At 63.6% G+C, this 20213-nt stretch carries 17 protein-coding genes; 4 read left to right on the forward strand and 13 right to left on the reverse strand.

From position 1 onward, the window contains the following. Positions 1 to 22: 22 nt before the first annotated feature. The 9 genes from NKI19_RS15485 to puuE all read right to left on the reverse strand — a co-directional run bounded on the left by NKI19_RS15485 (position 23) and on the right by puuE (position 10740). The gene (locus NKI19_RS15485) at positions 23 to 1693 is read right to left on the reverse strand and encodes an ABC transporter ATP-binding protein (RefSeq protein ID WP_352490390.1); all 1671 of its coding nucleotides are present in this window, start codon (positions 1691 to 1693) and stop codon (positions 23 to 25) included. Then, a complete protein-coding gene (locus NKI19_RS15490; RefSeq protein ID WP_352469848.1) occupies positions 1693 to 2520 on the reverse strand; it encodes an ABC transporter permease in 828 nt (275 codons plus the stop codon). The genes NKI19_RS15485 and NKI19_RS15490 overlap by 1 nt, the downstream gene beginning before the upstream one ends. Before the next feature lie 11 nt (positions 2521 to 2531). After that, positions 2532 to 3491, reverse strand: coding sequence for an ABC transporter permease (locus NKI19_RS15495; protein ID WP_023718086.1), 960 nt, complete (start codon positions 3489 to 3491; stop codon positions 2532 to 2534). A gap of 16 nt (positions 3492 to 3507) precedes the next feature. Further along, entirely contained in the window at positions 3508 to 5094 is a 1587-nt protein-coding gene (locus NKI19_RS15500) for an ABC transporter substrate-binding protein (RefSeq protein WP_352490389.1), read from the reverse strand. A 155-nt stretch (positions 5095 to 5249) separates the two neighbouring features. Further along, a complete protein-coding gene (locus NKI19_RS15505) occupies positions 5250 to 7232 on the reverse strand; it encodes a CocE/NonD family hydrolase (RefSeq protein ID WP_352490388.1) in 1983 nt (660 codons plus the stop codon). 69 nt (positions 7233 to 7301) lie between these two features. Continuing rightward, the gene (locus NKI19_RS15510) at positions 7302 to 7895 is read right to left on the reverse strand and encodes a nucleoside deaminase (protein ID WP_352566973.1); all 594 of its coding nucleotides are present in this window, start codon (positions 7893 to 7895) and stop codon (positions 7302 to 7304) included. Continuing rightward, entirely contained in the window at positions 7895 to 8398 is a 504-nt protein-coding gene (locus tag NKI19_RS15515; RefSeq protein WP_352490386.1) for an ureidoglycolate lyase, read from the reverse strand. Before NKI19_RS15515 ends, NKI19_RS15510 begins: the two co-directional genes overlap by 1 nt. Further along, positions 8395 to 9243 (reverse strand): bifunctional allantoicase/(S)-ureidoglycine aminohydrolase, encoded by an 849-nt coding sequence (locus NKI19_RS15520; RefSeq protein WP_502899291.1) that lies wholly within the window; start codon positions 9241 to 9243, stop codon positions 8395 to 8397. The genes NKI19_RS15515 and NKI19_RS15520 overlap by 4 nt, the downstream gene beginning before the upstream one ends. Before the next feature lie 63 nt (positions 9244 to 9306). Then, the gene (puuE, locus tag NKI19_RS15525) at positions 9307 to 10740 is read right to left on the reverse strand and encodes an allantoinase PuuE (RefSeq protein WP_352490384.1); all 1434 of its coding nucleotides are present in this window, start codon (positions 10738 to 10740) and stop codon (positions 9307 to 9309) included. 173 nt (positions 10741 to 10913) lie between these two features. On the opposite strand from puuE, the gene uraH reads away from it, so the two are divergent. The 4 genes from uraH (at position 10914) to xdhC (ending at position 16174) form a co-directional block, all read left to right on the forward strand. After that, positions 10914 to 11288 carry a hydroxyisourate hydrolase gene (gene uraH / locus NKI19_RS15530; protein WP_352490383.1) on the forward strand — a complete coding sequence of 125 codons (375 nt, stop codon included), beginning with the start codon at positions 10914 to 10916 and terminating at the stop codon, positions 11286 to 11288. A gap of 1 nt (position 11289) precedes the next feature. After that, positions 11290 to 12771, forward strand: coding sequence for a xanthine dehydrogenase small subunit (xdhA, locus tag NKI19_RS15535; protein ID WP_352490382.1), 1482 nt, complete (start codon positions 11290 to 11292; stop codon positions 12769 to 12771). Then, the gene (gene xdhB / locus NKI19_RS15540) at positions 12771 to 15122 is read left to right on the forward strand and encodes a xanthine dehydrogenase molybdopterin binding subunit (protein ID WP_352490381.1); all 2352 of its coding nucleotides are present in this window, start codon (positions 12771 to 12773) and stop codon (positions 15120 to 15122) included. The genes xdhA and xdhB overlap by 1 nt, the downstream gene beginning before the upstream one ends. A 62-nt stretch (positions 15123 to 15184) precedes the next feature. Then, positions 15185 to 16174 carry a xanthine dehydrogenase accessory protein XdhC gene (xdhC, locus tag NKI19_RS15545; protein ID WP_352490562.1) on the forward strand — a complete coding sequence of 330 codons (990 nt, stop codon included), beginning with the start codon at positions 15185 to 15187 and terminating at the stop codon, positions 16172 to 16174. Between the two features lie 9 nt (positions 16175 to 16183). Here xdhC and dps read toward each other — a convergent pair whose 3' ends face one another. The 4 genes from dps to NKI19_RS15565 all read right to left on the reverse strand — a co-directional run bounded on the left by dps (position 16184) and on the right by NKI19_RS15565 (position 20077). Next, positions 16184 to 16672, reverse strand: coding sequence for a DNA starvation/stationary phase protection protein Dps (gene dps / locus NKI19_RS15550; RefSeq protein WP_023676226.1), 489 nt, complete (start codon positions 16670 to 16672; stop codon positions 16184 to 16186). 145 nt (positions 16673 to 16817) lie between these two features. Then, complete coding sequence (locus NKI19_RS15555; protein ID WP_352490380.1) at positions 16818 to 18071, reverse strand: LLM class flavin-dependent oxidoreductase; 1254 nt, start codon at positions 18069 to 18071, stop codon at positions 16818 to 16820. Continuing rightward, entirely contained in the window at positions 18068 to 19081 is a 1014-nt protein-coding gene (locus NKI19_RS15560; RefSeq protein WP_352566975.1) for an LLM class flavin-dependent oxidoreductase, read from the reverse strand. Before NKI19_RS15560 ends, NKI19_RS15555 begins: the two co-directional genes overlap by 4 nt. Before the next feature lie 75 nt (positions 19082 to 19156). After that, complete coding sequence (locus tag NKI19_RS15565; RefSeq protein ID WP_352464534.1) at positions 19157 to 20077, reverse strand: LysR family transcriptional regulator; 921 nt, start codon at positions 20075 to 20077, stop codon at positions 19157 to 19159. Between the last annotated feature and the right edge of the window lie 136 nt (positions 20078 to 20213).

Consider the following 20213-nt stretch of genomic DNA (forward strand, 5'->3'; position numbering starts at 1 on the left):
GTCGGGCGCAAAGGGCGGCCCGCTAGTTCCCCGCGCTGGCCATGCGCCGTCCCTTGATCGCTTTCTCTAGCCAGCCGATCTCCATTTCGGGCACCGACGACAGCAAAAGATCGGTATACGCATCGAATGGCGGCGTCAGCACGGTGCTCTTGGCGCCGTAGCGCACCACTTCGCCGCGATACATCACCGCGATCGAATCGGCGATCGACTTGACCGTCGCCAGGTCGTGGGTGATGAACAGATAAGCGACGTTTTCCTCTTTCTGCAGCTCGAGCAGTAGCTCCAGTATGCCGTGGGCCACCAGCGGGTCGAGCGCCGAGGTCACCTCGTCGCAGATGATCAGCTTCGGCTTGGCGGCGAGCGAGCGGGCGATGCAGACGCGTTGCTTCTGGCCGCCCGAAAGCTCGGCCGGATAGCGGTCGACATAGCCTTTGCCCATTTCGATCTTGTCGAGCAGTTCGGCGACGCGTTTGTCGCGCTCGCGCCCGCGCATCCCAAAATAGAATTCCAGCGGCCGGCCGATGATAGTGCCGACCGTCTGGCGCGGGTTCATCGCCACATCGGCCATCTGGTAGATCATCTGCAATTGGCGCAGATCCTCCTTCGGCCGGTCGGCAAGCCGGTTGGCGAGCGGCCGTCCGTCGAAGGTAACGGTGCCTTGTTCGGGCGGCAAAAGGCCGGTGATGGCGCGCGCCAGTGTCGATTTGCCGGAGCCGGACTCGCCGACCACCGCCAGCGTCTGGCCCGGGAAAATATCGACCGAGACGTTCTTCAGCACCTTGATATGGCTGCGGCCATAGGCGGCGGTGATGTTTTTGACCGACAGGAACGGGCTCGTGCCGGGCTTCTGCTCCTGGTGTTCGATCTCATGCACCGAGACAAGCGCATTGGTATATTCCTGGCGCGGCTCCTTGATGATCTGGCGGGTGCCGCCCCATTCGACCAGCCGGCCGTGGCGCAGCACCATGATCTCGTCCGAGACCTGGGCGACGACCGCAAGGTCGTGAGTGATGTAGAGCGCCGCGACATGCGTGTCGCGGATGGCGTCCTTGATCGCCGCCAAGACGTCGATCTGCGTCGTCACGTCGAGCGCGGTGGTCGGCTCGTCGAAGACGATCAGGTCGGGCTCCGAGCACAGCGCCATTGCCGTCATCACGCGCTGCAGCTGACCGCCCGAGACCTGGTGGGGGAAGCGCTCGCCGATGCTTTCGGGGTTCGGCAGGCTGAGCTTCTTGAACAGCGCCACGGCGCGCTTTTCGGCTTCGGCCCGCGTCGCCGTGCCGTGCAGGAGTGCGGCCTCGACCACCTGGTCCATCAGCCTGTGCGCCGGATTGAAGGCCGCTGCCGCCGATTGCGCGACATAGCAGACCTCGCGGCCGCGCAATTTGCGGAACGCTTCGTTGCCGCCCTTCAGGATGTCGCGGCCATTGAGGATGACCTCGCCGCCGGTGATGCGCACGCCGCCGCGGCCGTAGCCCATCGAAGACAGGCCGATGGTCGACTTGCCGGCGCCGGACTCGCCAATCAATCCGAGCACCTTGCCCTTTTCGAGCGTCAGCGAGACATCGTGCACCAGCACGATGTTCTTCGGCGCCTCGCCCGGCGGATATACGGTGGCCTCGATGCGCAGATTGCGGATGTCGAGCAGCACGCCGGATTTCGGTTGCCCGGGCTTTGGTTGCTTGTCAGCCATTACCCGCGTCCTCCCTTCAAGCTTGTCGTGCGGTTGAGCACCCAGTCGGCGACGAGATTGACGGAAATCGCCAGCGCTGCGATCGCCGCCGCCGGAATGAGGGCGGCGCCTATGCCGAAGACGATGCCATCCTTGTTTTCCTTGACCATGCCGCCCCAATCGGCGTCCGGCGGCTGCACGCCAAGCCCAAGGAAGGACAGCGTCGACAGGAACAGCACGGCATAGATGAAGCGCAGGCCGAGTTCCGAAACCAGCGGCGACAGCGCATTGGGCAGGATTTCGCGGAAGATGATCCAGCCGCTGCCTTCGCCGCGCAATTTGGCCGCCTCGACGTAGTCCATGACATTGATGTCGACGGCGACCGCCCTCGACAGTCGGTAGACGCGGGTCGAATCCAGAACGCCCATGACCAGGATCAGCGTCACCAGGTTGGATGGCAGCACCGACAGCACGACAAGCGCCATGATCAGCGTCGGGATCGACATCAGGAGATCGACGAGACGCGACAGCAGCGTGTCGAACCAGCCACCGAAAACCGCTGCCGAGAAGCCGAGAATGGCGCCGAGCGAGAACGACAGCGCGGTCGCCAGCACCGCGATGAAAAGGGTGATGCGGGCGCCGTAGATCATGCGCGACAACAGATCGCGACCGAGATTGTCGGTGCCCAGCCAATGCGCCGCCGACATCGGTTCCCAAGGGACGTCGCTGACGATCTCGGCATTGCCGTGCGGCGCGATCCACGGCGCAAAAATTGCTGCCAGCACGAACAGCGCCGTCAGCACGATGCCGACCAATGCCGGGATGGGGATGCGTTTGATGACGAGCATACCCGACCCCTTCATTTCGGATGTCTAAGGCGCGGATTGGCGACGATCGCCGCTATATCCGCGATGATGTTCAGGCTGATATAGACGGCGGCGAAGATCAGCCCGACCGCCTGCACCACAGGCACGTCACGCTTGGTGACGTGGTCGACGAGGTATTGGCCCATACCCGGATAGACGAAAATGACTTCGACCACGACGACGCCGACGATGAGGTAGGCGAGATTGAGCATGACGACGTTGATGATCGGCGCAATCGCATTGGGGAAGGCATGCCTGCGGATGACCGCGAAGGCCGAAAGCCCCTTGAGTTCGGCGGTTTCGACATAGGCCGACTGCATGACGTTGAGGATCGCGGCGCGCGTCATGCGCATCATATGGGCGAGCACCACCAGGGTCAGCGCCGCCGCCGGCAATGCGATGGCCTGGATGCGTTCGCCGAACGGCATTCCGTCATAGACGGTGGAAATGGCGGGAAACCATTGATGTTGCACCGCAAAGAAAAAGACGAGCACATAGCCGACGAAGAATTCCGGGAAGGACGTCGAGGCCAGCGCCAGTCCCGAGATCAGCTTGTCGACCCAGCCATTGCGGTAGCGCACCGCGATCAGCCCGAGGATGATCGCCAGCGGCACCGCGACGACCGCCGCCCAGAAGGCGAGGAACAGCGTGTTCCACAGCCTTCCCTTGATCGAGGTTGCGATATCCTGACCGCTCGACATAGCCGTGCCGAGATCGCCGGTCAGGATGCCGCCGAGCCAGCGAAAATAACGGATGTAAGCGGGATCATTGAGGCCGAGCTGCTCGCGCAGATTGGCGAGCGACTCCGGTGTCGCCGACTGCCCGAGAATGGCTTGCGCGACGTCGCCGGGCAGGATCTGGGTGCCGGCGAAGATCAGGACCGAAACGGCCAATAGAAGGATGATGCCCAGCGCAATGCGCTGGGCCACCAGTTTCACGATGGGTGAGGACATGTCCGCAAGGCCGGGCTCAGGCTTCGAGCCAGCACTTCGCCAGAGCATATCCGTTCATCAACTCCTGATGCGGATCATCCACCCACCCGGCAACCTTGGCGCCCGTCGCGTCGATGAACTGATTGAACATCGGCAGGATCAGGCCGCCCTCGTCGCGCACCATCACAGCCATGTCGTGGTACATTGCCTTGCGCTTGGCCTCGTCGAGCTCGGCGCGAGCCGCCAGCACCATCTTGTCGAAATCCGGACGCTTGAACCGTGTGTCGTTCCAGTCGGCCGTCGACAGATAGGCGGTCGAGTACATCTGGTCCTGGGTCGAGCGGCCGCCCCAATAGGAGGCGCAGAAGGGCTGCTTGTTCCAGACTTCCGACCAGTAGCCGTCGCCCGGTTCGCGCTTGATCTCCAGCTTGATGCCGGCCTTGGCCGCGCTTTGCTGGAACAGCTGTGCGGCGTCGACGGCACCGGGGAAGGCGACATCCGAAGTCCGCAGCAGGACGGCACCGTCATGGCCCGACTTCTTGTAGTGGAACTTGGCTTTGTCCGGATCGTACTTGCGCTGCTCGATCTCGGTGAATAGCGGGTACGATGCATTGATCGGGAAGTCGTTGCCAAGCGAGCCATAGCCGCGCAGCACCTTCTTCAGCATTTCCTCGCGGTCGATTGCCAGCTTCAACGCCATCCGCAAGTCGTTGTTATCGAACGGCGCGGTGTCGCAGTGCATGATGAAGACGTAGTGGCCGGGTCCCGAATGGTTGCGGATGGTGACGCCGGGCACGCGCTTGATCAGGTCGACGATCTTCGGCTCGACGCGGTTGATCATGTGGACCTGGCCGCCCTGCAGCGCCGCCGTGCGCGCCGTGGCGTCGTTGATGACGATGATCTCGATCTGGTCGGCATGGCCCATCTTGTCGCCCTGCCAGTAATTGGCGAAGCGCTCGCCGCCATGGCGCACGCCGGGCTCGTTGGTGGTGACCTTGTAAGGGCCCGCCGAGATGCCGGCATCGGCCTTGTCCTTGCCGCCGTTCGGCTGGATGATCAGGTGATAGTCGCTAAGCAGATAGGGCAGGTCGGCATTCGGCTCCTTCAGCGTCAGCACCACTTCCTTGCCGCTGGCCTTGATGCTCTCGATGCCTTTCATGTAGCCGAGCGCGCCGGACTTCGACTTCTCGTCCGAATGGCGTTCGAGGGTGGCGGCCACGTCCTCAGCGGTCACCTTCTTGCCGTTGTGGAACTCGACGCCATCGCGGATCTTCAGCGTCCACGTCTTGGCGTCGTCCGACGAGCCGATCTCTTCGGCAATGCGGTTCTCGAGCTTGCCCTCGGGAGACAGCTCGACGATCAGTTCGCCCCACATCTTGCCGAAGGCGAACGGCACCTGCGTCATGAACAGCGCCGGATCGAGGCTGTTGGTGGACTCGCCACCGACCAGGCCGGCCTTGAGCGTGCCGCCCTTGACCGGACCCGCCGCGCGTGCGGCACCGGAAAGCAGCGAATTGGCGAAGGTTGCGGTGACGCCGAGCGCTGCCGCCCGGCCGAGAAAATCGCGACGGCTCAGCTTGCCGGACGCAACGCGCCGGCTCAGGTATTCCAGTTCGTTCGACATGTTGAGTTCCTCACTCTGTTGGTCCGACCTTATGGTCGTTTTTTCTCATTTCAATCGGGAGAATAATGACCGTAAGGGAAAGCGGTAAGCAAGACCGAATGCGACATGCCGTGGCGTAAATCGTGCGTCGCAATTGGACCAATCGCTATAAGCGCTCAAAGCAGTTCGCGCGGGATTTTCTCCTCGAAGTTGCGCTCGAAGACCAGTTTCTCGCCTTCATAGGCTTCAATTCTGGCGCTAACCATGAAGCTTTGCGCGTCGGAGCGCATTTCGGCGAAGGCTTCGGTGCGCACCGACCATTCATTTCGCGACAGCGTCTGGGTCCAATGCGTCTTGCCCGACGCTGACAGCGGATTGTCGGGATGGATCGACCATGTCTCTCTGGCGACGCTCCCATTGGCGAGGCCATGCTCCAGGTCGCGCACTTCGCCGAAATCGTCGACGATGGAAAGCGTGATCATTCCGGTCTTTTCGTCGCGATCGACATGACGCTCGGAATTGGCGGCGCGGACCGTTTCGGTTGCCCAGGGCGTGGCGCCTTCGGGGGCGGGGAAGGTGACCTCGTCGCATGTCGCCGGCGGGCGCAGCGGCAGCATCAACGCCGCGGCCGACAATTCCAGCCGGACCGGCTCCGGCGACGGCCAGATCATCGGCCAATAACTGTTGGAGATGGCAACACGCAAGCGGTGGCCGGCCGGCACGCGATAGGCGCATTGGTCGAGCACCACCCGGGCGCTGACGGTTTCGGCGGGTACCAGCGCTTCGGGAAATTCGTGCGAGTTGCGATGCGTCAGGTTGAGCACGCCGTAGGAGATCAGCTCCGACGCTCCGTCCGGATGGACGTCGCACAGCCGAACCGCGATGTTCGCCTGGCGCCGGTCCGACGAGACCCTGACCACAACTTCGGGAGCACCGACGATGTCGATCGCTTCGATCAGCACCGGCTGGTCGAAACACACCGACAGCGCATCGTCGGGACGCTGGTCACCCGGCAGTTCCGGGCCGAAGGTGAAGGGGAAATATTCGCCACCGGCAAGGCCGCAGTTTTGCGGCGAAGCGACGATAGCGTGGTTGCCCTCAGCGATAAGCTCAACCTCTTGCGTCTTGATGTTGGGTGACGGCCATTCCGATTCAGCGACCCAGCGGCCCGGCCGCTCGGGATGCCAGCGCGCCGGACGCACGCTGTCCATGAGATAGGCGCGGTAGGCGGGGTCGGCCTCGACGCCGGTGTCGATGTCCTTGAGCCAGTGGTCCCACCAGCGCAAGGCCTCCTGCAGGAAGCCGATGCGCGGTTCGGGCGCGGCGTAATGCGGGTATTTGTGGATCCACGGGCCGACGATGCCCTTGACCGGCGCCTCGATATTGGCGGCGAGGTGGGAAATCGTATTGCGATAGCCGTCATGCCAGCCGCCGATCGACAGCACCGCGGCATGGATGGCGGAATAGTCCTCGCAGATCGAGCCGCGCTTCCAATAGGCATCGCGATGCTGGTGCTTCAGCCACTGCGGCGCCAGGAAGGGCTGGTTCTCCAGCCGGGTCAGCCACAGGTCGCGCCATCTGTTGTCGCCGGCCAGCAACGGATCCGGCGGCCGCGACGAATAGGACAGCATGGTCGAGGCCCAGCCGAAATTCTCGATCAGCAGGCAGCCGCCCTTGTAATGGATGTCGTCGGCATAGCGGTCGACCGTCGAACAGAGACTGATGACCGCCTTCAGCGCCGCCGGCTGCTTAGACGCCACCTGCAGGCAGTTGAAGCCGCCCCACGAAATGCCCATCATACCGACATTGCCGTTGCACCAGGGCTGGGCCGCAGCCCAGGCGATGACATCGCAGGCGTCCTGCAGCTCTTGCTCGGAATATTCGTCGCCCATCAGCCCTTCGGAATCGCCATTGCCTCGCATGTCGACACGGATCGAGGCGTAGCCGTGGCCGGCAAAATGGGGATGCGTCAGCTGATCGCGGTAGATCGTGCCATCGCGCTTGCGATAGGGCAGGTGCTCGAGGATTGCCGGCACCGGATCGTCGGCAGCATCGGCCGGCATCCATACCCGCGCCGACAGGCGACAGCCGTCGGGCATGACGATCCCCATGTCGGGAAATTCGACGATCTTGCGGGGGAATTCAGTGGCGGTTTTCATGCGGCCACATGATGGAGCCGCTGCCGATGCGTCGTGGGCCAGCCAACGAATTCGGCTGGTCAATCCGCGTCAACTCAGCGGAATGTCGTTGTCGGCCTTGCTAGCCTGGTAGGCGCCGGACAGTTCGTCGTAGCGTGCGGAGATTTTGCCGATCCGCGTTTCCAGTCGCAGGCGCTCGATCTCAGGCAGCGACCGCACCAGTCTACGGATCGAGAAGCTCTTCCAATAGGCGTTCTCGGCATTGTAGCCGCCGGGGTCGAGGGTGAAGACCTCCTTCAGGATCTTCAGATCGTGAGGGATGCCGAAGCTGTCGCGCGAATCCTCGTGGCTGAACAGATAGTAGAAATTGTCGAAGCCGGTCCAGGTGATCGCCGACAGGCAGAGCGAGCAAGGTTCGTGTGTGGCAAGAAAGATCGCATCCTTGGTGTCGACGCGCTCGGCCTTCGGCAGTTCGTAGAAGCGCTTCAGGCAATGCACCTCGCCGTGCCAGAGCGGATTTTCTGTCTCGTTGTTGGTTTCGGCCAGCACCAGCGAACGGTCGTCCTTGCGCAGGATCGCCGCGCCGAACAGCTTGTTGCCATGCGCGACGCCTTCGACGGTCTTCGGCACGATGTCGTGCTCGATAACGTCGAGCAGGCGGTCGATCAGCGAAATGTCGGTCATCACCGGCTCCCATCCGGAAGATCGATCTCGTAGGCGTGCGAGAAGTGGCACTCTTCAAGATTGGAGCCGTCGCCGCCACGGTCGACGACCAGGAAGTCCTGCGGCTCGCCGACCGGCGTCAGCACGCCGTGCCACAAATTGCGCGGATAGTTGACGCCTTGCCCGGGCGCGGTGATGAAGGCATGCGGCTCGCCCGGGCCTTCCTCGCCGTCATGGCAGACGATGACCAGGAACGGCCGTGGTGACAGCGGGATGAAGGCCTGGCTGCCAAACGGATGGCGCTCCACCATGGTAAGCTTCAACGGCAGTTCATAGGGCGTGCCACGCACCATCGAGATCAGCACGCGCGCATTCGGTCCTCGTGCTTCCGCGGTGGCGAGGTCGTGATAGCGCTCGGCCCTGCCGCCATTGATCGGGTAATGGTTGTCGCCGCCCATATCGATGACGTCGCCGAATTCGGCGAAACTCTCGCGGGTCAGCGGCCGCGCGACGATGCGGGTCATGGTGTAGGTCGCGCGACGCCGGCGCTGCCAAGCTTGGCGTGGCGGTTCACGTCCTTATAGAGGAGATAGCGGAATTTGCCTGGGCCGCCGGCGTAACAAGCCTGCGGGCAGAAGGCGCGCAGCCACATATAGTCGCCAGCCTCGACCTCTACCCAGTCCTGGTTGAGACGGTAGACCGCCTTGCCCTCCAGCACATAGAGCCCGTGCTCCATGACATGCGTCTCGGCGAAGGGAATGACCGCACCAGGCTCGAGCGTGACGATGGTAACATGCATGTCGTGTCGCATATCTTCAGGATCGACGAAGCGCGTGGTCGCCCATCGGCCTTCGGTACCCGGCATCGGCGTCGGCGCGATGTCCTGTTCGTTGGCGAAGAACGCTTGCGGCGGCTCGATGCCGTCGACTGCATCATAAGTCTTGCGGATCCAGTGGAAGCGGACGGCGGCGCCGCTTTCATTGCGCACCGTCCACCCGCTCGCCGGCGGCAGGAAGGCAAAGCCGCCCGGCCTTAAGCTATGTTTCCTGCCGGCAAGCGAAACGCTCAGCTCGCCTTCGACCACGAACAGCGCACCTTCGGCGGCGACGTCAAGCTCAGGGCGGTCGCTGCCGCCGCCAGGTGCGAGCTCGACGATATATTGCGAAAATGTCTCGGCAAAACCCGACAGCGGCCGCGACAGCACCCAGACGCGTGTCCCATCCCAGAACGGCAAGGCGCTGGTGACGATGTCCTGCATCACGCCCTTGGGGATGACGGCATAGGCCTGCGTGAATACAGCGCGGCCGGTCAGCAATTCGCTCTGGCCGGGATGTCCGCCCTGCGGCGCATAATAGGTTCGCTCGGCCATTTTCATCATATCCATAAATTCAAGCCTGTTGCGGAAGCCAGGGCCCATCGCCGCAGCCAAAGCCTATTGCGGAAGCATGTCCTTGAGACGAAGCAGCGCGATGCGCTCGACCTGTCTGCAGGCGGTTTCGAATTCGACATCGTGGCTGTTGCCGATACGCGCCTCGAACTCGGCCAGGATCTCCTGCTTGGTCTTGCCTTTCACCGCAATGATGAAGGGGAAACCGAAACTGGTGACGTAGGCGGCATTGAGTTTTGCGAACAGCTCGCGCTCCTTGTCGGTCAGCGCGTCGAGGCCAGCCGAAGCCTGTTCCCTCGACGATTCCGCCGTCAGCCGGTTGGCCTGCGCCAGTTTTCCGGCAAGATCGGGGTGCGCATTGAGCACGGAGAGCCGCTCGGCCTCGCTTGCCGCGCGAAAGACGCGGCAGAGCGCATTGTGCAGGCCGCCGGCACTGTCATGCGCCGGGCCGAGCTCCAGCTCATAAGCGCGCTCGGCAATCCACGGCGAATGCTCGAAGACGCCGCCGAATGCCTGGACGAAGGCCTCGAATTCCATTTTTGACGGGCGCAGCGCCGGCAACCGGAACGGATGCGTCTCCTGCCAGTGTTTTGCAATGTCGATGCGCCGTGCCAGCCAGACCTTATCGTGCGATTTGACGTAGTCGATGAAGCGCTTCAATGCCGCGACTCGGCCCGGCCGGCCGACGAGGCGGCAGTGCAGGCCGATATTCATCATGCGCGGCCGCCCTGCCTTGCCCTCGGCATAGAGCGTGTCGAAACTATCCCTGAGATAGGCAAAGAACTGGTCGCCAGAGTTGAAGCCCTGCGGCGTGGCAAAGCGCATGTCGTTGGCGTCGAGCGTATAAGGGATGACCAGCTGCGGCTTCGCCGACCCGTGCGGTATGACATGCTCGAACCAGTAAGGCAGTTCGTCGTCATACGTGTCCGACACATAGTCGAAGCCGCCCTCTTCCGCTGCCAGTCGCACCGTGTTGATCGAGGTGCGGCCGGTGTACCACCCGGTCGGCCGCGCGCCTGTTACCTCATAATGCAGCCGGATCGCCGCCTCCATGTCGCGGCGCTCGTCTTCTGGCGCGTGGTCGCGGTAGTCGATCCATTTCAGCCCGTGCGAGGCGATCTCCCAGCCGGCCTCCTGCATCGCCGCAACCTGATCGGGCGAACGCGCCAGGGCCGTGGCGACGCCGTAACAGGTGACCGGCACTTGCGCCTCGCTGAACAGGCGCAGCAACCGCCAGAAGCCGGCGCGGGCGCCGTATTCGTAGATCGATTCCATGTTCCAGTGACGCTGGCCGGGCCAGGGTGCGGCGCCGACGATCTCCGACAGGAAAGCCTCCGAAGCCTTGTCGCCGTGCAGGACGCAATTCTCGCCGCCCTCCTCGTAATTGACGACGAACTGCACCGCGACATGCGCCCCGCCGGGCCATTTCGGATCGGGCGGATTGGCTCCGTAGCCGCGCATGTCTCGTTCGTAACGCATTCTCGCTCCTGCCGGAAATTGTGATCAGGATAGTCGAAAGGAGTGCCTGCGCATTCCCCCGAAATTTTTGAAAGTGTTTTTGTCGCGCTCCGCTCGACCGGGACTTATGCATCGCCTTTAATTGGCGCACAATTCATGAATAGTGTTCGACTGTGCAGGGAATGGAGCAGCCAGTGGCGGAAACGTCGAAAGCCGAAGGCGGGCGCCTCACAACCCACGTCCTCGACACTGCGGCCGGCAAGCCGGCGGCCGGTCTGTCGATCGAGCTCTATCACCTTTACGGCCATGCCCGGACGCATCTGAAGACGGTCGTCACCAATGATGACGGCCGCTGCGATGCTCCGCTGCTTGCCGGCGCGGAATTCCGTACCGGCGAATACGAGCTGGTCTTTGCGGCCGGGGATTATCTGCGCCGGCAAGGGACAAAACTGCCGGAACCGGCCTTCCTCGACCATGTGCCGATCCGCTTCGGCATGGCCGAGCCGATGCACTATCATGTGCCGCTGCTCCTGTCGCCGTTCGGCTATTCGACTTACCGGGGAAGCTGAGATGGCCGGGATCAAGACACGCAACGAAATCCGCTTCATCCTCAATGGCGAGGACGTCGCGCTCGGCACGGTTGCACCCGACCAGACACTGCTCGATTGGTTGCGGCTCGACCGCTCGCTGCGCGGCACCAAGGAAGGTTGCGCCGAGGGCGACTGCGGCGCCTGCACGGTGCTGGTCGGCAGGCTCTCCGGTGGAACACTGGTCTATGAAAGCGTCAATGCCTGCATTCGCTTCCTTGGCTCGCTGGACGGCACGCATGTCGTGACGGTCGAGCATCTGCGCGGCGACGCAGGAAAACTGCACCCCGTGCAGCAGGCTATGATCGATTTCCACGGCTCGCAATGCGGCTTCTGCACGCCGGGTTTCGTCATGTCGCTTTATGCGCTGTGGATGCGGTCGCCGGAGCCGTCGGACGCTGCCATCGAAAAGGCGCTGCAAGGCAATCTCTGCCGCTGCACCGGTTACGAGGCGATCATGCGCGCCGCACGTGCCATCTCCAGCTACGGCAAGGCGGCACAGGATCCGTTGGCGGCGGAGCGCAAGGCAGTCACGGCCAAGCTCGAAGCGATGAAGGACGGTTCGCGCATCGAGATCGGCTCCGGCAACAAGCGACTGATCGTGCCGGCCAATGCCGACGATCTGGCCAGCGTGCTGGTCAAGGAGCCGGGCGCCACTATCGTCGCGGGTTCGACCGATGTCGGCCTTTGGGTTACCAAGCACATGCGCGATATTGCGCCGGCGGTTTTCATCGGCAATCTCGATGGTCTGTGCGGGATTTCCGAGGACAAGGGCGTCGTCTCGATCGGCGCCGGTGTCACCTATAGCGAAGCCTTCTCGACGCTGGCGAAGCGCATCCCGGCGCTCGGGCCGCTGTTCGACCGCATCGGCGGCGATCAGGTGCGCAACATGGGCACAATCGGCGGCAATATCGCCAATGGTTCGCCGATCGGCGACACGCCGCCGCCGCTGATCGCACTAGGTGCCCGCCTGACGCTGCGCCGCGGCGACAAGCGTCGAACGATCCCGCTCGAGGATTTTTTCATCGCCTATGGCAAGCAGGACCGGCAGCCCGGCGAATTCGTCGAGGCCGTGCATGTTCCGGTGCCGGGCAGCGAGACGAAATTTGCCGTCTACAAGATCACCAAGCGCCGCGACGAAGACATCACGGCAGCGCTAGGCGCGTTTTTCCTGAAGCTCGCCGGTGATGGCAAGGTGGCGGATGTGCGCATCGCCTATGGCGGCATGGCGGCAACGCCCAAGCGAGCCTTTGGCGTCGAAAAGGCATTGCTTGGCAAGCCCTGGACGGAAGCGACGGTGGAGGCGGCGATGGCCGCGTACGCCGGCGATTTCACCCCGCTGACCGACATGCGGGCAAGCGCCGAATACCGGGCGCTGGCGGCGCGCAACCTGCTGCTGCGCTTCTTTGCCGAAACCACAGGTACCCGGGCGCCGATCCAGGTATCACGGCACGAGGCGGCATGATGAACAAGCACGCCACGCCAAACCTGAAGGCGCAAAAAATCGCCGGCGGCGTCGCCACCGACCAACGCCATGATTCCGCGCACAAGCATGTCAGTGGCACGGCCGTCTATATCGACGACATGCCGGAACCGGCCGGCACGCTGCACGGCTGCCTTGGGCTTTCGACGGCGACGCATGCCACCATCACCAGCATGGACCTTTCGGCGGTGCGCGCCGCACCCGGCGTCATCGATGTGCTGACGGCGAGTGACGTGCCAGGCGAGAACGACATTTCGCCGACCGGCCGTCACGACGAGCCGGTGCTGGCCGACGGCAAGGTGCAATTTTCCGGCCAGCCGATTTTCTGCGTCATCGCTGAAACCCGCGAGCAGGCGCGCCGCGCGACGAGGCTGGCCAATGTCGAATACAAGGAATTGCCGTTCGTCGCCGATATCGCCGAGCTCGATCCCCGGAAAGACAAGCTGGTCACGCCGCCGCTGACGTTGAAGCGGGGTGATGCAGCGGCTGCGATCAACGCGGCGCCGCGCCGGCTGAAGGGAAAAATGCGCATCGGCGGCCAGGAGCATTTCTATCTCGAAGGCCATATCGCCTTGGCCATTCCTGGCGAGGACCACGACGTCACCATCTATTCCTCGACCCAGCACCCGAGCGAAATCCAGCACATGGTCAGCCACGCGCTCGGTGTGCCGAGCCACGCGGTGACGGTGGAAATCCGCCGGATGGGCGGCGCTTTCGGTGGCAAGGAAACGCAAGGCAATCAGTTTGCGGCATTGGCTGCTATCGCCGCGAAGAAACATCATCGGGCCGTGAAAATCCGGCCCGACCGCGACGACGACATGATCGCCACCGGCAAGCGCCACGATTTCCTCGTCGACTACGAGGTCGGCTTCGACGACGAGGGCAATATTCTGGGCGTAGATTTCATGTTCGCGGCGCGTTGCGGCTTCTCGGCCGACCTCTCCGGCCCGGTCACCGACCGCGCGCTGTTCCATTGCGACAACACCTATTTCTGGCCGGCGGTGCACGCGCAATCGGCGCCGCTCTACACCAATACGGTATCGAACACCGCCTTTCGCGGCTTCGGCGGTCCGCAAGGCATGGTCGGCGCCGAGCGCGTCATCGACGAAGTCGCGTTTGCCGTCGGCAAGGACCCGCTCGAAATCCGCAAGAAGAATTTCTACGGCACCAGCGACCGCAACATCACGCCCTACCACCAGACGGTCGAGGACAACATCATCCACCGCATCGTCGCCGAGCTGGAGGCGAGTTCCGACTATGCGAGGCGCCGCCGCACCATCGATGCTTTCAATGCCAACAGCCGCTTCATCAAGCGCGGACTGGCGCTGACGCCGGTCAAGTTCGGCATCTCGTTCACCGCCACTCATTACAACCAGGCCGGCGCGCTGGTGCATGTCTATACCGACGGTTCGGTGCATCTGAACCACGGCGGCACCGAGATGGGGCAGGGCCTCTATGTCAAGGTGGCGCAGGTCGTGGCGGAAGAGTTCCAGATCGACCTCGATCAGGTCAAGATCACCGCGACGACGACCGGCAAGGTGCCGAATACCTCGGCCACCGCCGCGTCTTCCGGCTCCGACCTCAACGGCATGGCGGCGCAGAATGCCGCCCGCCAGATCAAGGACCGGTTGATCAATTTTGCCGTCGAGAGATACCAGGTGCCGCGCGATCAGGTGCTGTTCCTGCCCAACCGCGTGCGGATCGGCAACCAGGAGATCGCCTTCGCCGATCTCGTCAGGCAGGCCTATATGGCGCGCATCCAGCTTTCGGCGGCGGGTTTCTACAAGACGCCGAAAATCCATTGGGACCGCGACAAGGGCGAGGGCCATCCCTTCTACTATTTCGCCTATGGCGCCGCGTGCTCGGAAGTCTCCGTCGACACGCTGACCGGCGAATATATAGTCGAGCGCACCGACATCCTGCACGAAACCGGCCGCTCGCTGAACCGCGCCATCGACCTCGGCCAGGTCGAGGGCGGCTTCATCCAGGGCATGGGCTGGCTGACGACGGAGGAACTGTGGTGGGACGACAAGGGGCGGCTGCGCACCCACGCGCCGTCGACCTACAAGATCCCGCTCGCGTCGGACCGGCCGAAGATTTTCAACGTCACTTTGGCCGACTGGGCGCAAGCGGGCGAGCCGACGGTGCACCGCTCCAAGGCGGTCGGGGAGCCGCCTTTCCCGCTCGCCATGTCGGTGCTGCATGCGCTGTCGGGCGCAGTGGCGAGCGTTGCCGGCCACAAGATCTGCCCACGTCTTGACCCGCCGGCGACGCCGGAGCGTGTGCTGATGGCGATCGAACGGCTGAAGCGGGAAGCCAGGACCGGCACTTGAATCCCGGAAAACGTGCAATTCAGGCCGAAAAACTCTATATTTCGCGATAGGGAACGCGAATGATGAACGCGAAAGTGCAGAGCCTGAAAGCCTTTCTTGCCGGTGCCGGCCGGGTCGCCTTGGTTGAGGTGGCTGGGACAAAAGGCTCGACGCCGCGCGAGACGGGTGCCCTCATGCTCGTCTCGGGATCGGCCACTTTCGGCACGATCGGCGGCGGCCAGCTCGAATATATGGCGATCGACAAAGCGCGGCAGATGCTTTTCTCCCCCCTTGAGGGGGAGATGGCCGCGAAGCGGCCAGAGGGGGTCGTCTCAGAAGGTGCCGCCAGCGCGTCGAGCACTGCCGCGGCGACCCCACCCGGCGGCTTCGCCGCCACCCTCCCCGCAAGGGGAAGGGATATCCGCGCCACCCTCGACATCGCGCTAGGCCCTGAGATCGGCCAGTGCTGCGGCGGCAGGGTCGAGCTGCTGATCCGGCTGGTTGACCCCGCCCTTGAAGCCAAGCTTGTTGCGGCGGCGGAGGCCGAGGAGGCGCAACTGCCGCATGTCTACATCTTCGGCGGCGGCCATGTCGGCCATGCGCTGGCCTCGGCGGTGGCTTTGCTGCCGGTGCATGTCGTCGTTGTCGAGACGCGAGCCGAGGCGCTGGAGGGCATGCCGGATACGGTCGAAACCAAGCTGACGCCGATGCCTGAGGCAATGGTGCGCGAAGCCCCGGCTGGATCCGCCTTCGTCGTCCTTACCCATGACCACGCGCTGGATTTCCTGATCGTCGCCGAGGCGCTGAAACGCCGCGATGCCGTCTATGTCGGCATGATCGGTTCCAGGACCAAGAAGGCGACGTTCCGGAACTGGTTCCTGAAATCGGCGGACGGAAGCGAGGCGGAATTTGCCCGCCTCGTCTCGCCGATCGGCGGCGATGCGGTCAAGGACAAGCGCCCACAGGTGATCGCCGCACTCGCCACGGCCGAAATCATGACGGCGTTGGCCGCTCACGCGATAACACCGGCAGCGCCGTCCAAAGCCCGTCGCGGCAAGGAGATGGCCGGCTGACGTTTCCTTCTATTCCTTTTCCTGTGTGTGCGCCTCCAGGAACCACAGTAATTTGTCGAGCGAGCGCGAATAGGCGGTGAAGATGTCGGCAGTGTCGGCGTCGCCCGCACCTGCCGCCTCGTCAATCGCCGCGCGTGCCCGCTTGGCGGTTGCGGCATACCGGTCGATCAGCGCCGCCAGGTGATCCCGGGTCTTGTGGATGTCGGTCGGATAGGCCTCGAGCATAGTCGCCTTCGAGACCTCCTGCGAGGTGCCGAGCGCCGTGCCGCCGAGCTGTACGGCGCGCTCGGCAATGGTGTCGACATGGCCGTCGATCTCCTCGCGGAACGTGTCGAGCATCTCGTGAATGGCGATGAATTGCGGTCCCTTGACGTTCCAGTGCGCCTGCTTGGTGATCAAGGCCAGATCGATGGCGTCGGCGAGGCGGGCATTGAGAAGGTCGATACACTCTTTCTTGGCATTGGATTGGAGGTCGTTGCGGGTGGCGATGGCATCCATGATCGGCTCCTGTGGCGGTTGCGTCCGCGTGGTTTGAAGAGGGCGAAGTCTGTGGAAGGTCAATCGAACATGCGCGCAGACGCCCTCATCGCCGCGGCACAGCATCCCAAAACGGCGATGTCCGGCTTTCGTTCCGCTCGTCGTTTTACGCCGGCCTTTTCAAGCCCAGATGGTCGCGCAGCGTGCTGCCTTCATAGTCCGTGCGAAACAGCCCGCGCCGTTGCAGCTCCGGCACGACTAGTGTGGCAAAGGCTTCGAGTTCGCCGGGAAAATAGGATGGCATGACGTTGAAACCATCTGCCGCGCCGCCCTCGAAGCGTGCCTCGAGCTGGTCGGCGATCTGGGCCGGCGTTCCGACGACGCGCCAATGGCCGCGCGCGCCCGCGAAATGACGGGCAAGCTGGCGAATGGACAGCTTGTCGCGGCGTGATTGCTCGATGACGAGCGCCTGCCGGCTCTGCATGCCTTCGCTGGCCGGCAGCTCGGGCAGCGGTCCGTCGATGGGATAGCGCGCGAGATCGGATATGCTGAGATAGCTGGAAAGCAGCGCGACACCGACATCGTCCGGGATCAGCTCCTGCAGTTCATCATGTTTTGCCCGGGCTTCCGCTTCGCTTGCCGCGACGACCGGCGCAACGCCGGGCATGATCTTGACGTCCTCCGGCTCGCGCCCATGGGCCGCCAGCCGTCCCTTGAGGTCGTCGTAGAAGGCCTTCGCCTCCTCGAATGTTTGCGCCGCAGTGAACACCACATCGGCGGTCCGGGCCGCGAGATCGCGGCCCTCGTCCGACGCTCCTGCCTGAACCATGACCGGCGCACCTTGTGGCGAGCGCGGCAGATCGAGCGGGTCGCGCACCGAAAAACTTCTGCCTTCGTGTCCACCCTGGCCTCGCCAAAGGCCGGTAACCACTGCAGCGAATTCGCGCGCGCGTTCGTAGCGGTCCGCATGTGGGCGCAGTCCGGTCGAGCCGAAATTGGCGGCCTCGATCTGGCTCGCCGAAGTGACGAGGTTCCAGCCGGCTCGGCCACCGCTCAGATGATCGAGCGACAGCAGGGTTCGCGCCAGTCCGTAAGGCTCGTTATAGCTCGTCGACGCCGTGGAGACGAGGCCGATGAGCTCCGTCTGGACGGCGAGCGCGGCAAGCAGGCTGATCGGCTCGAAGCCGATCGAGCGCGACGTTTGGCTGGCGATGTTGACATTGGCCTCGCGCACACCGGCGGCGTCCTCGCAGAAGATCATGTCGAACTTTGCCGCTTCCGCCATCCGCGCCAGCTGGATGTAATGGTCGATGTCGAGGCCGGCCGTGACATGCGCCTGCGGATGGCGCCAGGCGGCGATGTGATGGCCTGTCGCCCACAGGAAGACGCCGAGCTTCATCTGGCCTCGACCGGCGCTCATTGCCGATCCTCCCCGGCGAGCCCGAGATGGGCGCGCAGTGTCGCCGCGCTGTAGCCGGACCGGACAAGGCCGCGGCGGCGAAGCTCCGGCAGCACGAGACCGATGAAATCGTCGAGCGCCGACGTGAGCGGCGTGGCGATGTTGAAACCGTCGCAGGCTTTCGAGCGAAAGCACTCTTCGAGCTTGTCCGCAAACAGGTCCGGTGCGGCGGTTATTTCGGCGCTGACGGTAACGTTCATCAGCACTTTCAGCGCCTCCGGCCTGCGCCCGAAGGCAAGCGCACGGCGCTTCAGATCGCCAGCCTTCGCCGGCCCGATCGATGGCCCATCCAGCAGGACGACATCGGCGGTGCGTGCGGCGATATCCATCGCGGGCTCGGACAGGCCGGACATGACCAGCACCGGCGTGTCCTGCGGCGACCGCGCCACGTTGAGCGGCCCGCGCACGGAAAAATATTCGCCCTTGTGGTCGAGAACGTGCATCTTCTCGGGATCGAAGAAGCGGCCGCCAACTTTGTCGAACAGCAGCGCGTCTGCGTCCCAGCCTTTCCACAAGCCTTGCACGATGCCGATGAATTCATCGGCGCGCAGGCGGAAATCGTCGCCGGAAAACCCTTCCGGTCGGCTGAAATTGGCCGCCTCGCGCGGGTCGGGCATCAGGCTCGCGTTCCAGCCGGCGCGGCCATGGCTGATAATATCGAGCGAAGCGAAACGGCGCGCGAGATTGTAGGGCTGGTGGGCGACCGTCGAGGCCGCGGCGACGAGGCCAATCCTGCTTGTCAGCGTCGCCAGGGCCGCCGCCAAGGTCGTTGCTTCGAAGCGCATTTGCCGGTTCAGCCCGCCTGCAACCGGCGCGGAATCGCCGAGCAACACCATGTCCAGACCGGCCGCTTCGGCTTCTTGCACGAACCGCGTCAGCAGACTGAAGTCCGGGCCGGCGTCGGGCGGATGGGAAGGGGCGGCTTCCGGAGACAGTGAAACGGCGAGACACATTGTGGCGCCGTTGGCCATCGCTTTTCCCTGTTGAGCGAGATTCCTTGGGCATTATCTCGTCGGCTGGACGGAAAGCAACCGGCCAGCGGGCGATCATTTGCCGGCCAGAATATCCCTGATCAGCCGTTGGCAGCGCTCGGCCATGAAATCGAGCAGCAGCCGCACCTTCGGATCCTGCAGCTTTTTGTGCGGGTAGACGGCGGCGAACTGCACCGGCGTCGGCGGCGTGTTGCTCAGGATCACCTTCAGCCGCTGGTCGCGGATAAACGGCTCGACCTCGAAGCGCGGCTTATTGATGATGCCGCGGCCGGACAGCGCCCAGCCGGTCAGCACGTCGCCATCATCGGTATCGTAGGGGCCGTGCACCTCGAACTTTTGCGGCCCATTCGGCGTCTGCAGCGTCCAGACATATTCGCGCGCGCCGGAATAGCGCAGCATCAGGCAATCGTGTTTCTTGCCGATCAACTCCTGCGGCTCGGTCGGCTCACCGCGCACGTCCAGATATTGCGGAGCCGCTACCAGCACGCGCTCGCATTCCATGATGCCGCGCATCCTGAGGCTGGAATCCTCGATGATGCCCAGCCGGAAGGCAACATCGATGCCTTCCTTCATGATATCGACATTGTGATCGGAAAGCCGGAGCCGCACCTCGATATCTGGGTACCTGTCGTGGAAATCCGGGATGCCGGATGCCACCAGCCGCCGCCCGAGGCCGAGCGGCGCTGTCACCTTTATGGTGCCGCGCGGCTGGCCGGATAACGCGCTGACCGCCGCTTCCGCCTCGGTGACCGCCTCCAGCACCTGCTTGGCGCCGGAGTAGAACACCGTGCCGTGCTCGGTCGGCATCAATTGCCGCGTCGTACGGTTGAACAGCCTGACGCCCAGGTGCTTCTCGAGCTCCTTGATCCGGTTGGAAGCGACCGCCGGCGAAATGCGCATGTCGCGCCCAGCCGCCGACAAATTGCCGAGCTCGACGACGCGGACAAAAACGGCGATATTGTCGAGATAGGCCATGCGGCTTCCGTGGCTCTCATGTGGCTGCGTATGATCAGCCTAGTATTTTCCAATTTTTTTTGAAAGTCATCGTGCGTCTCGGCCCTTTCCGTTTGCGCTCCAGTCCGTAAAGTCAGTCGATCGGCAGGGACGGTTT

Origin of the sequence: Mesorhizobium sp. M0751, assembly GCF_040320265.1 — a bacterium.
Classification (GTDB): Bacteria; Pseudomonadota; Alphaproteobacteria; order Rhizobiales; family Rhizobiaceae; genus Mesorhizobium.